The following is a 14,298-nucleotide window of genomic DNA, read 5'->3' on the forward strand; positions in this document are numbered from 1 at the left end:
AACAGGACAGGATCAGATGACCGAGGTACTCGATCCGCTGCCGCACAGAGCGGTCGACCGGAACCGCGACCGTCCATGGGCGGACTTCTGGCGGCGTCGGTTGATCCGGTTCGTCATCTCGTTGTGGGCGCTGGTCACGTTCTCCTTCCTGATCGTCCACCTCGTCAGGGGCGATCCGGTCAGGGCATCCCTCGGCCTCACGGCCGATCCCGGTCTGGTCGCCGCTCGACGCCAGGAGCTGGGACTCAACGACCCGCTGATCGAGCAGTACTGGAACTTCCTGCGGCATCTGTTCACCGGCGATCTCGGGGTGGGGATCGGGAGCCGGTTGCCGGTCATGGAGACGATCACCGACCGCCTGGGCAACACCCTGCAGCTCGCGATCCTGGCGTTCCTGGTGGTGGTGGTGATCTCGGTGCTACTCGGCGTCGGGATGGCGATCGTCACCCGCGGCGGCCGCAGACGGATCGGCGAGCTGGGCTTCACCTCCACCGCCGTCGCCATCGCCTCGATTCCCGAGTTCCTGCTCGCTGTCGGGCTGGTCTCCGTGCTGGGGGTGAGTTGGCAGTGGCTGCCGATCGCGGGCAAGGAAGGTGCCTCGTCGTACCTGATGCCGGTGATGGCGCTGGCCATCGGTCCCGCCCTCGCGCTGGCCCGGCTGATCAGGATCGAGACACTGTCGGTGCTGGGCGCGGACTTCGTCCGGACCGCGCGGTCGAAACGTCTGCGCCCCAGGCTGATCTATCTGCGCCACGCGCTCCCGAACGCACTCACCGCCACCCTCACCATCGGCGGTCTGCTGCTGTCGGGGCTGATCACCGGCACGGTGCTGGTGGAGACCGTGTTCGCCTGGCCGGGCCTCGGTCCGACGACGGTGGCCGCGATCATCAACAAGGACTTCCCGCTGATCCAGGGCATCGTGCTGGTCTACGGCGGTCTCATCCTGCTCATCACGCTGCTGGTGGATGTGCTGCTGGCGCTGGTGGATCCGCGCTCGACGATCAGGGAGAGCTGATGACCAGCACCGTCCCGTCGCCGATCGAGGACGTGCTGGACGTCTCCGGCGTGATCGATCCCGCGCACCCGGAGACACCGACAGTCGGTGGTCGTCGCCGGCGTCGGGGACTCGCGCGCCTGGTCGGCACGCCGGTCGGTGTCGTCGGCATCCTGCTGCTGCTCGGAGTGCTCGCGCTGGCGGTGTTCGGCCCGGTGATCTGGGGTGCCCGCGCGGATGCCTACGATCTGGATGCCCTCAGCTCCGGTCCGACGGCTGCGCATCCCTTCGGTACCGACATGCTGGGTCGCGACCTGCTGTTCAGGGTGCTGGTGGCTTCGCGGCTGTCCATCCAGCTGGCTGTGTCGGCGACCGTCGTCGGGGTGGTGCTCGGGGTGATCCTCGGGCTGCTGCCGATCGTTCTCCCCGGCCGGTTCGGACGCGCCCTTGTCGCGTCGATCGGTGTCGCCGTCGCGTTCCCCGGGCTGCTGCTGGCGCTCTTCTTCGCCACCATCTTCGGGGTCGGCGCCACCGGGGCGGTGCTCGCGCTCGGGCTGGCCGGGGCGCCCTCCTTCGCCCGTCTGACGCACACCCTCGCGTCCGGTATCGCCGGGCGCGACTTCATCTCAGCGGCCAGGGTGCTGGGTGTCGGCAGGCTCAGGGTGCTGGTCAGGCACGTCCTGCCCAACATCGCAGAACCGTTGGTGGTCAACGCAACCCTGGCGGCCGGCAGCGCACTGCTGTCCTTCGCCGGACTCTCGTTCCTGGGCCTGGGGGTGCAGCAGCCGGACTTCGACTGGGGCAGGTTGCTCAACGAGGGCCTGGCCGGGATCTACCTCAATCCGATGGCGGCGATCGGCCCCGGAATCGCGATCGTGGTTGCCGGTCTCGCGTTCAGCCTGAGCGGGGAGTTCCTGGCCGCCGCCGTCGGACGGCGTTCGAGCCGGAGCAAGGGCGTCGCCCGGGCCGCCGAGCTGTGGTCGGGCGCCGGCCGGGCACGCGTCGGCCGGTCCGACGACTCGCCCGGCAACGGCGCCATCGACGTCGGTGCCGACGTGCTCGACATCCGTGCGCTGCGAGTGGGTTTCCCGACGACGAGCGGGATCGTCACCCCGGTCCGCGGAGTGGATCTGCGGATCGCTGCCGGCGAGTCGGTCGGCATCGTGGGTGAGTCCGGCTCCGGCAAGAGCCTGACGGCGCTCGCCGCGGCGCAACTGATCGAACTGCCAGGGCTGGTGTCTGCCGAACGCATGGTGCTGGACGGTGCCGACCTCGGCGCGCTGTCCGGCCGGGAGGGACGCAGCAGGCTCGCCGCGACGATGGCGATGGTCTTCCAGGATCCGATGACCTCGCTGAACCCCGTGATGCGGGTCGGCAAACAGCTTGCCGAGGTGGTCACCGAACACCGGGGCGCGTCCCGGCGCGCAGCCTGGGACCGTGCGGTGCAACGGTTGTCAGCCGTTCGGATCCCCGAACCCGAGCGACGTGCGCGTCAGTACCCGCACGAGTTCTCCGGCGGCATGCGGCAGCGGGCGGTGATCGGCATCGGCCTGATGGGCGAACCGAAACTCCTGATCGCCGACGAGCCCACCACTGCGCTGGACGTCACCGTGCAGCGCCGGGTGCTCGAACTGATACAGCAGGTCCGCGCCGACAACGCCTCAGCACTGCTGCTGATCTCGCACGACATCGCGGTGATCTCGGGGATGTGTGACCGGGTCCTGGTGATGTACGCCGGTCGGGTGGTCGAGGAGATCAGCACCGTCGAGCTGCTCACTGATCCCGCGCATCCCTACACCCGCGCACTGCTGGCCGCGGTACCCGAGATGGACACCGATCTGGACGTCCCGCTCGCGACCATCCCTGGTCGGCCACCGGCACCGGCAGAGATCGGAACGGGCTGCGCCTTCGCGCCGAGGTGCGCCTTCGCGACCGACGCGTGTCGCACCGAGGATCCACAGCTGCGGTCGATCGGGCCGGCGCACCGCGTCGCGTGTCTGCACCCGCAGGGCACCAGCAGCGGGATCCGCACGGGGGCGCAGCGATGAGCACGCTGACGTTCCGCGAGGTCACCGTCGACTTCGGACCGACCCGTGCGGTCGACCGGGTCGACCTGGAGATCGCCGACGGCAGCGTCGTCGGACTGGTCGGCGAATCAGGGTCGGGAAAGTCCACCCTCGCCCGGGTGGCGGTGGGTCTGCAGAGCTGCAGCGGTGGTGAGGTGCTGCTGGACGGCAGCCCGCTGCGTCGTCACCGGGCCGGCCGGCCGGGCAGCGTGCAGCTGGTCTTCCAGGACCCGTACTCCTCGCTCGATCCGCGGATGTCGGTGGGGGAGGCCATCTCCGAAGGTCTGTGTGGAGTGCGCGGACGACGCGCCAGGGATGCCGAGGTCCGGCGACTGCTCGACCTGGTGTCGTTGCCCGCCGACCGGGCATCGGCGCTGCCGGCCGAGATGTCCGGCGGTCAGCGGCAGCGGGTCGCCCTGGCCAGGGCGCTGGGAGCGCAGCCGTCCGTCCTCATCGCGGACGAGATCACCTCTGCCCTGGACGTCTCGGTGCAGGGTGCCGTGCTCAACCTGGTCAAGGAGCTGCGCGTCGAGCTGGGCCTGACGATGCTGTCCATCTCGCACAACCTCGCCGTGGTGCGGTACGTCAGCGACGAGATCGTGGTGATGCAGGGCGGCCGGGTGGTCGAGGCGGCCGCTGCTGCCACGCTGCTCGGTGCGCCGCAGCAGGAGTACACCCGTGAGCTGCTGGCGGCCGCCCCGCGGCTGGGCGAGCGGATCGACGCGGTGCCCCGCTCACCGAGCGGATCCGCGGCCGGCCTCGCGACCGACCTCTCGACCACCCGACCGACCGATCCCCGACCGACACCGATGGAGAAGTGATGGACCGCGTACTGACCCCTGCCGACCTGGAGGCCGTTGCACTACCGGCCGATCCGTCGATCGCCCCCGACGGACGCGCGGTGGTCTTCGTCCGCCGGGTGGTCGACGTCGAGGAGGATCGAGACGACCGCAGCCTGTGGTGGATCGACCTTCCCGACATGCCCGCCCGAGAACCGTTGCAGCCCAGGCGGATCACTGCTGGGCCGCAGGACGGCGCCCCGCGCTGGTCGCCGGACGGGAACTCGATCGCGTTCCTCCGGCCGGTGGACGGAACAGCGCAGCTGCACCTGCTGGACACGGCCGGCCCCGGTGAACCACGGGTGCTCACCACGCTGACGCACGGGGCGGGTCCGGCGCTCTGGTCGCCGGACGGAGCACGGATCGCGATGCTGGCCCGTACCTGGGTTCCGGCGACGGACGGCGGTGCGGATCCCGATGACGCCGCGGCGCCGATCGTCATCGACCGGTTGGGCTACAAGCTGGACGGCACGGGGATGTTCTCCCGCTGGCGCTCGCACGTCAAGGTCGTCGACGTGGCCACCGGCGAGGTGACCGAGGTGACCGCAGGGGACCACCAGGTGAGTTCGCTCGCCTGGCACCCGGACGGAGCCCACCTGGTGGGCATCGCCGACGACGTCGAACGGGGCGACATCACCAGCGAGACAACGGCTTTCGTGGTGGGTGCTGACGGCACGGGCCGAGCCGGGTTCGGGCCGACCGGTCATCTCGGCGGCATCGTCTGGCCGGCAGGGATGGTCGGCCCGTTGCTGATCGGCCGCGCCGACACGACGACCGGCAACACGCACCTGCTCGCCGCGCCGGATCCGGTGCGAACCGGTGGCAGCGCCGTCCCGGCCGGTTCTGCGGTCCGCGTCGTGGCTGAAGGACTCGACCGTTCCGTGATGCCCGGCGGTCCCGGATATCCGGGAGGACTGCCGCAGGCGGCCGGCGATGCCGTGCTGTTCTGCGCCAGGGACGCCGGTCGTACCCACCTCTACACGACCCCGCTCGACGACCTCGGCTCCGCCAGGAAGTTCTACGGCGCAGACGATCTGGTGATCGCCGGCGTATCGGTGACGGCTCCCGACGCTGCGCGTCCGCTCGCCGCGGTGATCGCCGCATCGCCGACGTCCTACGGTGAGCTGGTCGTCATCGACGCGGTCTCCGGTGAGGTGCTCGCCAGCACCGCGTGGACGGCGCAATCCCTGCCGGACGTCGAGCTGATCGCTGCGACGGAGCGCACCTTCACCATCTCGGACGGGATGCGCGTCCACGGCTTCGTGTTGCGGGATCCGTCGGCGAGCGGGCCGGGACCGCTGTTGGTGGACGTACACGGCGGCCCGCACAACGCCTGGAGTGGGGTCCCCGACATCGGGCACGCCTACCAGCAGGTGTTGCTCTCCCAAGGCTGGACGATCCTGCTGCTGAACGTGCGAGGGAGCGACGGTTACGGCGGCCACCATTTCGCGTGCAACGTCGGCGCGTGGGGTGCCGGCGACGAGGCGGACTTCCTGGAACCGATGCGGCAGTTGGTGTCCGAGGGCATCGCCGATCCGCGGCGGCTGGCGCTGACCGGGTACAGCTACGGCGGCTACATGACCTGCTGGTTGACCGGTCACACCGACGAGTTCGCTGCGGCGGTCGCCGGCGGGGCCGTCACGGACATCGTGACGCAGATCGGTGCCGACATCGGACATCACTTCCTGACCGGCGAGATGGCCGGAACCCCCTGGCATGACGCCGATCGGCTGACCGCACAGTCCCCGTTCCCCTCGGTCGGGCAGGTCAGCACGCCGACGCTGATGCTCCACGGGGAGAAGGACGATCGCTGTCCGATCCTGCAGGCCGAATCCTGGTTCACCTCACTGCGCTCCCGTGGGATTACGACCGAGATGGTCGTGTACCCGGACGCATCGCACCTGTTCATCCTCGAAGGAAGACCCTCGCACCGACGTGACTACTCAACCAGGGTGACCGAGTGGGTCACCCGCCACACCTCGACGGAAGGCATCTCATGACGACGACCTCTGCACCGACCTCTGCACCGACCTCTGCACCGACCTCTGCACCGACCTCTGCGCCGACCTCGACGCCGGAGCAGGACGCCCCAGCGCAGCACGGCCTGGACGGTGCGCACTGGCGCGGTCGGCTGGAGTCGCTGATCGCAACCCATCACATCCCCGGCGCCTCGCTGGCCATCGGCACCCCGCACGGCACCGTCGATGCGGCGGCCGGGGTGCTGAACCTGCGCACCGGTGCGCCGGCCACCGCCGACTCGGTGTTCCAGATCGGCTCGATCAGCAAGGTCTGGACAGCGACCCAGATCATGCAGCTCGTGGATGAGGGGAAGCTGACCCTCGAGACCAGGGCGGTCGACGTGCTGCCGGAATTGTCGCTCGCGGACGAGGGCGCCGATCAGATCACCGTGCAGCACCTACTCACCCACACCAGCGGCATCGACGGCGACTTCTTCGTCGACACCGGTCGCGGTGACGACTGCATCGAGAAGTATGTGACTCGGTTGGCGGAGGTGGGGCTGAACCACCCGGTCGGCGCCACGTTCTCCTACTGCAACGCAGGCTTCGCCCTGATGGGCCGGATGATCGAGGTGCTCACCGGCAAGCAGTGGGACACGGCGCTCCGTGACAGCATCGTGACGCCGCTCGGGCTGCAGGCGACGGTGACGTTGCCGGAAGAGGTGATCCTGCACGGTGGAGCCATCGGTCACGTCGGCAAACCGGGCGAGATCCCCACTCCCACCACGACTCTGCTGCTGCCCCGCAACATGGGGCCGGCAGGTCTGATCTCTGCGCGACCTGCAGACGTCGTCGCGTTCGCCGCGATGCACCTGGCCGGCGGAGTGGCACCGGACGGCACCAGGCTCCTGTCGGAGGAGAGCGTGGACGCCATGCGGCAGCAGCTCGTCGAGGTCCCGGACCGCGGCGCGATGAAGGCATGGGGACTCGGCTGGATCCACCTCGCCTGGGGCGACTCCGGGGTGTTCGGCCACGACGGCAACACCATCGGCCAGGCGGCATTCCTGCGCATCCACCCAGGATCCGGGACGATCGTCTGCCTGCTGACGAACGGCGGCGACGCGAGCAAGGCGGCCCAGACCCTGTTCACCGAGGTCTTCGCGGACCTCGCGGACGTGCAGGTCCCGCCGACCCCGGTTCCGCCGGCCGAGCCGCCGGCCGTCGACTTCGAGCAGTACGTCGGACTGTACAAGCGAGCGTCCGTCGACTCCGAAGTGGCGTTGGTCGACGGCGCCCTGCGGATGAAGGTCACCGCCACCGGTGTGATGGCCGAACTCGAGGAGGAGCCCACCGAGATCGAGCTGACCCCGCTGGCCGACGACGGGCGGTTCCTGGGTCGGATCGCCGGCGACACCGTCTGGATGGCAGTGACGTTCTACTCGCTGGCGGATGGCAGCCGCTACGTCCACTACGGGGTCAGGGCCACCCCGTTGCTCGCTGCACGATGAACGCTGCAGGACCCCTTCCTGCACTCCGGCCGCCAACACCGTCCGGCGCATCCTCGGTACAGGTCACGGCGGCCAGGGCCAGGGCCGACGCTGCCGGGGCCGCCGCCGGGGTGCGGGTGACCTCGGGTGAGGACCGGGCACTGCTGGCGGCGGCACTCGGCCTGGTGCAACAGATCTGGCAGGCGGACGCTGCCGATGCACCGGTGACGATGGCGGTGCTCCGGGCGGTCACCCATGCCGGTGGCTACTGTGCGATCGCCCGCGACGTGCGCGGCACACCAGCTGCGGCCGGCGCTGTGATCGGTGCGTGCATCGGATTCCTGGGCAGCAGGCCGCGCAGCTCTCTGCATTCGCACATCGCCGGCGTGCTCGATGCCGGCCTCGGACGCGGGGTGGGATACGCATTGAAGCTGGACCAGCGGGCCTGGGCTGCGGAACAGGGGCTCGAGTCCATCACCTGGACGTTCGATCCGCTGGTGCGCCGCAACGCCTTCTTCAACCTGGCGAAGCTGGGGGTCCGGGTGAGCGAGTACCTGCCCGACTTCTACGGAGCCATGGAGGACTCGGTCAACGCCGGTCAGGGCAGCGACCGGTTGCTCGTGCAGTGGCCCGTCATCGCTCCCGAGCACGGGCCGACAGCCCGGGCGGTGACGGCGGAACCGGATGCGGTGCTGCTGGACCACCTGCCCGGACGGCCGGACGAACCCGGTCCGATCGGTGATCTCGGGCATTTCCCGGCCTGGGTCCGGATCCCGGCCGACATCGAGCGCCTGCGGCGCGAGCGACCGGAGCTCGCGATCCGCTGGCGACACGCGGTGCGCAGCACCTTGGGGGTCCTGCTGGCAGGCCCGACCCCGCTCGCGTGGGTGGACGGGATGTCGCGCGACGGGTGGTACCGACTCTCCCGCGTACGCGACGATGGCTGAATGAGATCGCAGATGACGCCCGTCGCCCGTCGAGGAGTCGGTCTGACGCGAGTGCTGGAGGACCTCGGGACCACCGTGCTGGAGCTGGTGAGGCCGCCTGCAGATCCGGACGACCGGATCAGTGGCCTGGTGATCCACGACCCCGGCGGTGACGAGCTCGTCCCCGAACGGGCGATCGTCCTCGGGGTGGGCGTCTACGGCACCGAGGCAACGACAGCGCTGCTGGAGCTGGCCGGGGCGAGCGGAGCCCTGGCGGTGGTGGTCCGGACCCCGGTGGACCTGCAGGGGAAGGCCCTGGCCGCCGCGGTCCGCACCGGCGTTGCCGTCGTCTCGCTGGCCCGCGGGGCGGCCTGGACCCAGCTGGCTGCCCTGCTCCGGGCCGTGTTGGCCGACGGCGACATCGGCGGCGGGTCCGGCGACGACACGATCGGCGGGATCCCCTCGGGTGATCTGTTCGCGCTCGCGCATGCCGTCAGCGCGCTGATCGACGCACCGGTGACCATCGAGGACCGGAGCTCACGGGTGCTGGCCTTCTCCGGACGTCAGGACGAGGGCGATGAGGGTCGGGTGGAGACCGTGCTCGGTCGGCAGGTCCCGCAGGCGTATCGCACCGTGCTGGAGGAGATCGGGCTGTTCCAGGAGCTGTCCCGGTCGACCGGACCGGTGTTCATCGACCAGCGGCGCCTCGACCATCCCAAGGTGCAGATCTCCCGCACGGCCGTCGCCGTGCGGGCCGGGGACGAGATCCTGGGGTCGATGTGGGCGGTGACCAGAACCCGGCTGAGCCCGGAACGTCAGCAGGCGTTCACCGATTCGGCCCGGCTGGTCGCGTTGCATCTGCTGCGACAGCGGGCCGGGGCCGACGTCGGCCGGCGGCTGCGCGCCGATCTGTTGGCGACGGTGCTGCGGGGTGACACGGGGGCAGTCGACGCCGCCGACCGACTGGGTCTGGCGCGGGGGTTCTCGGTGGTGATGGCCGTGGTCCCCGCCGGGGAGTCCGAGTTCGGGCCGACGGTCGATCTGGAAGCCGTCCGCGATCGGTTGGCCGACGCCTTCGCGGTGCACCTGTCGGCTATCCACGCCCGCGCCGCAACTGCGCTGGTCGGCGGGATCGCCTACGGCGTGCTGCCGCTCGACGGACCGAGCGACCGGCGGGAGGAGACCGCCGTCCGGATTGCGCGGGAGTTCGTCGAGCGCACCCAGCACCGACTGCCGGCCATCGTCGGGGTCGGTCGGGTCACCGCCGGGATCAGCCAGCTCAGCCTGTCCCGGGTGGATGCCGATCGCGCGGTGCGGGTGCTGCGGTCGCAACGCGCCGAGGCGGGTGTGGCAACCATCGCCGATGCCCACATCGACGCCCTGATGCTGGACCTGGCCGACCATGCTGCCGCGCACGGATATGAACAGTTCGGCGCACTCAACTCGCTGCAGGAGTATGACCGCTTGCACGCGGCAGATCTGGCCCGGACCGTGCAGGTCTGGCTCGACACCTTCGGCGACACGTCCGAGGCGGCTGGTCGATTGGCCGTGCACCCCAACACTTTGCGTTATCGACTGCGGCGGGCGGCCGAGGTCAGCGGAATCGACCTGGGCGACCCGCGTGACCGCTTCGCGCTGATGATCCAGCTGCGGCTCACACCGCCGACGTGAGGGCGGGCGAGGACCGGCTTCTCGTCACCGCGAGGATGGCTGGATGCGGTAGCTCCTCGGCGCGACGCCGTCGGACCATCGAGATGGTGTCACCGGTCGGGGCGAGCGCGCCGGACGAGTGCCTCCACAACGACCGGGGCGCTCAGCTCGACAGCAAGCAGCAGATCGTGGAGCTGGTGTGGTCGGCCCAGGGTGAGCCGGGTCGCCAGTCGACCGACGCCACCCAGGGCCATCAACCCGGCGAGCACGCGCATCTTGCCCACGTCGGGCTCGTCAGACGCTGCGGCGTCGAGCCAGCTCAGCCCGTAGCCGGCGAACACAGGACCCATGAAGCGCACATGGGAGTCGACTGTCGCGTTGCCGATCATGCCTGGCTCCACGCGCGTACCACCGGCCAGCTGGAGCGCTCCGAACGCCATACAGGCGAAGCCCGTTACGCGTCCCACGTTCCGCAGCGCCGTCATCCGGCCATCTTGGCAGAGCAGGCGCCGCTGCTGGATCTTGGAGCCCATGAGTCACTTCGCGACCTGGAGGGCGATCCGGGACTGGCTGACGTCCGGCACACCCGCTGTCCCGCTGGGTAATCTGACGAGGACCGTGCTGAGGCCGACACGGCGCTCCTGGACCAGTGCCACGTACTCGATATCCACCTGCTCCGGAATCGAGGCGGCGAAACATGAACGAATGGATCCTGCGGCTGGATGAGGGCCCGGCCGACGGGCCGCGCCTGGCGGTGAAGGATGCGATCGACGTTGCCGGGTACCCGACCACGGTCGGATCGCCGGCGTTGCGGGACCGGGCGCCGGCAGCTGCGGATGCGCCCTGCATCGCCACCGCGCGGGCGTTCGGCGCGCGGATCGTCGGCAAGACCAACCTGCACGAGCTGTGCTTCGGGACCACCGGGCTGAACCCCGCGTTCGGGCATCCGGCGAACCCGCGGTGGCCGGACCTGGTGCCTGGCGGGTCCTCGAGCGGTTCGGCCGTTGCCGTGGCGTTGGGCGAGGCGGATGTCGCCTTCGGCACCGACACCGGGTGCTCGGTGCGGATGCCAGCGGCCTGCTGCGGCATCGCCGGGCTCAAGACCACACACGGCCGGATCTCGATCGACGGGGTGTGGCCGCTCGCGCCGTCGTTCGACACGATCGGTCCGCTGGCCCGTGATGTCGCCGGCCTGGTGCTGGGGATGCAGATGCTCGTGCCGGGTTTCTCGATCGAGGGCATCCGGCCGGCCACCACGGTCGGGCGGCTCGCCGCCCCGCCCGGAGTGCCGGTCGATCCGACCTTCGATGCTGCGGTCGACCGGGCGCTCGCGGCCGCCGGCTTCGCGTCCGAACCGGTCGCACTCGCGGGCTGGGACCGCGCCGCGAGCAGCTTCGCCGTCATGATCGATTTCGAGGCCTGGCAGTCCAGCGGCCGGCTGCTCGCCACCGGTCTGGTGCAGGACTACGTGGCCCGGCGCCTCGGACCGTGCGAGCAGGTCACCACCGAGGCCTACACGAATGCCCGACGCACCGCGACGACCTGGACGGCCGAGGTGCTCGCGCTGCTGCAGCGGTGTGAGGTCCTGGCGCTGCCGACCCTGTCGCACGCGCCGGTACCGGTGGGCGACAAGGCGGTGATGGGCAACGGACTCAACCTGCCGTTCAACGTGGCCGGCACGCCTGCGATCTCGATCCCCGTGGGCCCGAACCCGGGGGAATCGCTGCAGCTGATCGCGGCGCCGGGCGGGGAGGAGCTGTTGCTGGCCACGGCCGCGGTGGTGGAGCGGGCCGTCGGCACCCTCCCTCGGCTGTACACCGGCTGACCGGCCGCGGGCAGACCGGCGCGGCGCAGCTGCGTCAGCCCTGCAGTGGGTGCAGCGCCGACTCGTGATGTGCCGCACGGGATCCGGACTTCTCGCTCTCCACGACGAACGACGGTTCGTCCGTGCTCGCGGTGAAGTGCTGATCGTCGAAGGTGAAGTCGGACTCCTTGCGCTCCACGATCTTCCCCTGCGTCCTGCCCTGCGGGGTGTTCCAGCTGACGCGGTCGCCGACCTTCATGTCATCTCCTTCTGCCTGCGGACGGTGCTCCTGTCCGGTACCCATGGGGCCCCGGTTCACGCCGCGACTTCCGTCACCGGACCCCGCCCGAGGCCCGGGAGGTGGCGGCGGCCTCAGCACCGGCGAACCCGGGAACCTCGACGACACGTCCTTCGTTCTGACGGTCGTGGACTTCTTCTCCAGCCCCGACCTGTGGGTCGCCTTCCTGACCCTGTTCGCCCTCGAGCTCGTGTTGGGCATCGACAACGTCGTGTTCATCTCGATCCTGACCCAACGTCTGCCCCAGGAGCTGCAGCGCAAGGCTCGGATCATCGGTCTCTCGCTCGCGATGATCATGCGGATCGGTCTGCTGTTCGCGGCATCCTGGATCATCGGACTGACCGACGCCTGGTTCTCCATCGGGTCCGCCGATTCGTTGCAGTTCTCCGGACGCGATCTGATCCTGATCGTCGGTGGCCTGTTCCTGGTTTACAAGGCCGTCACCGAGATCCACCAGAAGCTCGAGGGCACGGAGCACAGCTCCGGCTCGAAGGGCGGCACGGCCACGTTCGGTGCGGTGATCGTGCAGATCATCCTGATCGATGCGGTGTTCTCGCTCGACTCGGTGATCACCGCCGTCGGAATGGTCGACGAGCTGTACATCATGATCGCTGCCGTCGTCCTGTCGATCGGCCTGATGATGGTCCTGGCCGGCAGGATCAGCGGATTCGTCGACAAGCACCCGACGGTTAAGATGTTGGCGCTGAGCTTCCTGGTGCTGATCGGTGCTTCGCTCATCGCGGAGGGTTTCGACGCCCACGTCAACAAGGCCCTGATCTACGGACCGATCGCGTTCGCGATCGCAGTCGAGGCGCTCAACCTGAGCTACCGGAACCGCCAGGCCAAGCGCAATCACGCCGCGGCCGGCGAGCCGGTGCACCTGCATCCCGCGCCGCGAGAGCCGGACGGCACTCCGATCGCCGGGCAGGATTCCACCCGCACCCGCTGATCCCAGTGGGTGACGGAGGACCGGGTCGACCGCTGTTCGCCGGCCTGTTTCCAGCTGTCCCGAGTTGCAGGCACCGGCGAGCCGTCCCAGGGTGGGTCCATGGCTGCTCACGCAACGACCCGTCGTCGGCTCACTCCTTCCCTCCTCGCGGCGCTCACCGCATGGGTGCTCGGACTGGGGGTCGCCGCACTGCCGGCGGCCGCAGATCCGTGGCCCAGCGCGCCGTCCGGTGCGGTGAGTGCTGCGGCGGTGACGGCCGCGGCCATCGACGCAGCGGTCACGCCGTCCTCACCGCCCTCGAAGATCAAGGCGCTCCAGTGGCTGCTCACCCACCGCTCGATCGCGACCACCGCGGACGGTGTCTACGGTGCGGGTACCACGGCCAACGTCAAGACCTTCCAATCGCAGCAGGGCTTGACCGCTGATGGTCAGGCCGGTCCGAACACCCTGGGTGCCTTGGTGGTCCTGACCCAGCAGGGGCAGAGCGGGGCCAATGTCAGGGCGGTCCAGGAGCTGTTGGCCGGCGCCGGCCAGTCGGTGGGCGTCGACGGCGAGTTCGGCGCCGGCACCGCCACCGCGGTGCGCTCGTTCCAGGCCTCCGCCGGCCTCGGACAGGACGGCGTGGTGGGGCCGCAGACCTGGGCGGCGCTGTTCAACGCGGCGGCCGGCGGCGGTGGAGGCAACTGCGACGCGGTGAGTGGCGGAGTGCCCCTGTCCGAGACAGCGTTGGCCACCAACGGGATCCGGGTGCACACCTGCTTCCTGTCGCGGACGAATGCGATGGTTGCCGCCGCTGCCGCCGACGGGGTCACCCTCAGCGCGAACAGTGCATGGCGCAGCCGGGACGAGCAGATCGCACTGCGCCGTCAGAACTGCGGACCGACGGACTACGACATCTACACCAAGCCGTCCGGGCAGTGCTCGCCTCCGACCGCCATTCCCGGCACGTCCAACCACGAGACCGGGCTGGCCGTCGACTTCGCGAACGCCCAGGTGGGTGGGGCCGTGAACAACTGGCTCAGGGCCCATGCCGCTGCCTACCACTACTCCAACCTGCCGTCGGAGTCCTGGCACTGGAGCTGGAACGGCCGCTGACACTGGTCGGGACAGGGCGGTCGACCTCGAACAGAACCGTCACCATCATCTCTCGGGTGAAGTTCACGAGGGGTACGCATCCGGTGACCGACTCGTTCGCCGGCACGGCGACGACCGGGACGAGCTCGCAGACGTTCGCACTGAAGATCACTCGCTGAGCCGTCGTCGGCGGTGGTCTGCTCACCCGGAAGGAACCGTCAGGCCCGCAGTTCGTAGGCTGGGTGGATCGGCC

General features: G+C 69.8%; 12 protein-coding genes. 10 read left to right on the forward strand and 2 right to left on the reverse strand.

The genetic code is table 11. The annotated features are described in order from the left end of the window. Window positions 1-16 precede the first annotated feature (16 nt). Genes ABLG96_RS02115 through ABLG96_RS02145 form a run of 7 tightly spaced genes read left to right on the forward strand, consistent with a single transcriptional unit; the run spans window position 17 to window position 9,941 of the window. On the forward strand, window positions 17-1,015 hold the full coding sequence (locus ABLG96_RS02115; protein WP_353649777.1) for an ABC transporter permease: 999 nt from the start codon (window positions 17-19) through the stop codon (window positions 1,013-1,015). Continuing rightward, on the forward strand, window positions 1,015-3,042 hold the full coding sequence (locus ABLG96_RS02120) for a dipeptide/oligopeptide/nickel ABC transporter permease/ATP-binding protein (protein WP_353649778.1): 2,028 nt from the start codon (window positions 1,015-1,017) through the stop codon (window positions 3,040-3,042). Before ABLG96_RS02115 ends, ABLG96_RS02120 begins: the two co-directional genes overlap by 1 nt. Continuing rightward, window positions 3,039-3,881 (forward strand): ABC transporter ATP-binding protein, encoded by an 843-nt coding sequence (locus ABLG96_RS02125; RefSeq protein WP_353649779.1) that lies wholly within the window; start codon window positions 3,039-3,041, stop codon window positions 3,879-3,881. Before ABLG96_RS02120 ends, ABLG96_RS02125 begins: the two co-directional genes overlap by 4 nt. Then, on the forward strand, window positions 3,881-5,899 hold the full coding sequence (locus tag ABLG96_RS02130; RefSeq protein WP_353649780.1) for a prolyl oligopeptidase family serine peptidase: 2,019 nt from the start codon (window positions 3,881-3,883) through the stop codon (window positions 5,897-5,899). The genes ABLG96_RS02125 and ABLG96_RS02130 overlap by 1 nt, the downstream gene beginning before the upstream one ends. Next, window positions 5,896-7,365, forward strand: a complete 1,470-nt coding sequence (locus tag ABLG96_RS02135) for a serine hydrolase (RefSeq protein WP_353649781.1) — start codon at window positions 5,896-5,898, stop codon at window positions 7,363-7,365. Before ABLG96_RS02130 ends, ABLG96_RS02135 begins: the two co-directional genes overlap by 4 nt. Further along, a complete protein-coding gene (locus ABLG96_RS02140) occupies window positions 7,362-8,291 on the forward strand; it encodes a GNAT family N-acetyltransferase (RefSeq protein WP_353649782.1) in 930 nt (309 codons plus the stop codon). Before ABLG96_RS02135 ends, ABLG96_RS02140 begins: the two co-directional genes overlap by 4 nt. Next, window positions 8,292-9,941, forward strand: coding sequence for a helix-turn-helix domain-containing protein (locus ABLG96_RS02145; RefSeq protein WP_353649783.1), 1,650 nt, complete (start codon window positions 8,292-8,294; stop codon window positions 9,939-9,941). A gap of 89 nt (window positions 9,942-10,030) precedes the next feature. Here the strand turns inward: ABLG96_RS02145 and ABLG96_RS02150 are convergent, their stop codons facing one another. Further along, window positions 10,031-10,453 (reverse strand): DUF4345 domain-containing protein, encoded by a 423-nt coding sequence (locus ABLG96_RS02150; RefSeq protein WP_353649784.1) that lies wholly within the window; start codon window positions 10,451-10,453, stop codon window positions 10,031-10,033. A 164-nt stretch (window positions 10,454-10,617) separates the two neighbouring features. Here ABLG96_RS02150 and ABLG96_RS02155 point away from each other — a divergent pair, with 164 nt between their 5' ends. Beyond that, the gene (locus ABLG96_RS02155) at window positions 10,618-11,745 is read left to right on the forward strand and encodes an amidase (protein WP_353649785.1); all 1,128 of its coding nucleotides are present in this window, start codon (window positions 10,618-10,620) and stop codon (window positions 11,743-11,745) included. A gap of 34 nt (window positions 11,746-11,779) precedes the next feature. On the opposite strand, the gene ABLG96_RS02160 is transcribed toward ABLG96_RS02155, so the two are convergent. Beyond that, window positions 11,780-11,983 (reverse strand): DUF2945 domain-containing protein, encoded by a 204-nt coding sequence (locus tag ABLG96_RS02160; protein WP_353649786.1) that lies wholly within the window; start codon window positions 11,981-11,983, stop codon window positions 11,780-11,782. Window positions 11,984-12,026: 43 nt separating this feature from the next. Here ABLG96_RS02160 and ABLG96_RS02165 point away from each other — a divergent pair, with 43 nt between their 5' ends. Both ABLG96_RS02165 and ABLG96_RS02170 read left to right on the forward strand, forming a co-directional pair. Beyond that, window positions 12,027-12,971, forward strand: a complete 945-nt coding sequence (locus ABLG96_RS02165) for a TerC family protein (RefSeq protein WP_353649787.1) — start codon at window positions 12,027-12,029, stop codon at window positions 12,969-12,971. A 99-nt stretch (window positions 12,972-13,070) separates the two neighbouring features. Beyond that, a complete protein-coding gene (locus ABLG96_RS02170) occupies window positions 13,071-14,066 on the forward strand; it encodes a peptidoglycan-binding protein (RefSeq protein ID WP_353649788.1) in 996 nt (331 codons plus the stop codon). Window positions 14,067-14,298 lie beyond the last annotated feature (232 nt).

Source organism: Nakamurella sp. A5-74, assembly GCF_040438885.1.
Classification (GTDB): Bacteria; Actinomycetota; Actinomycetes; order Mycobacteriales; family Nakamurellaceae; genus Nakamurella.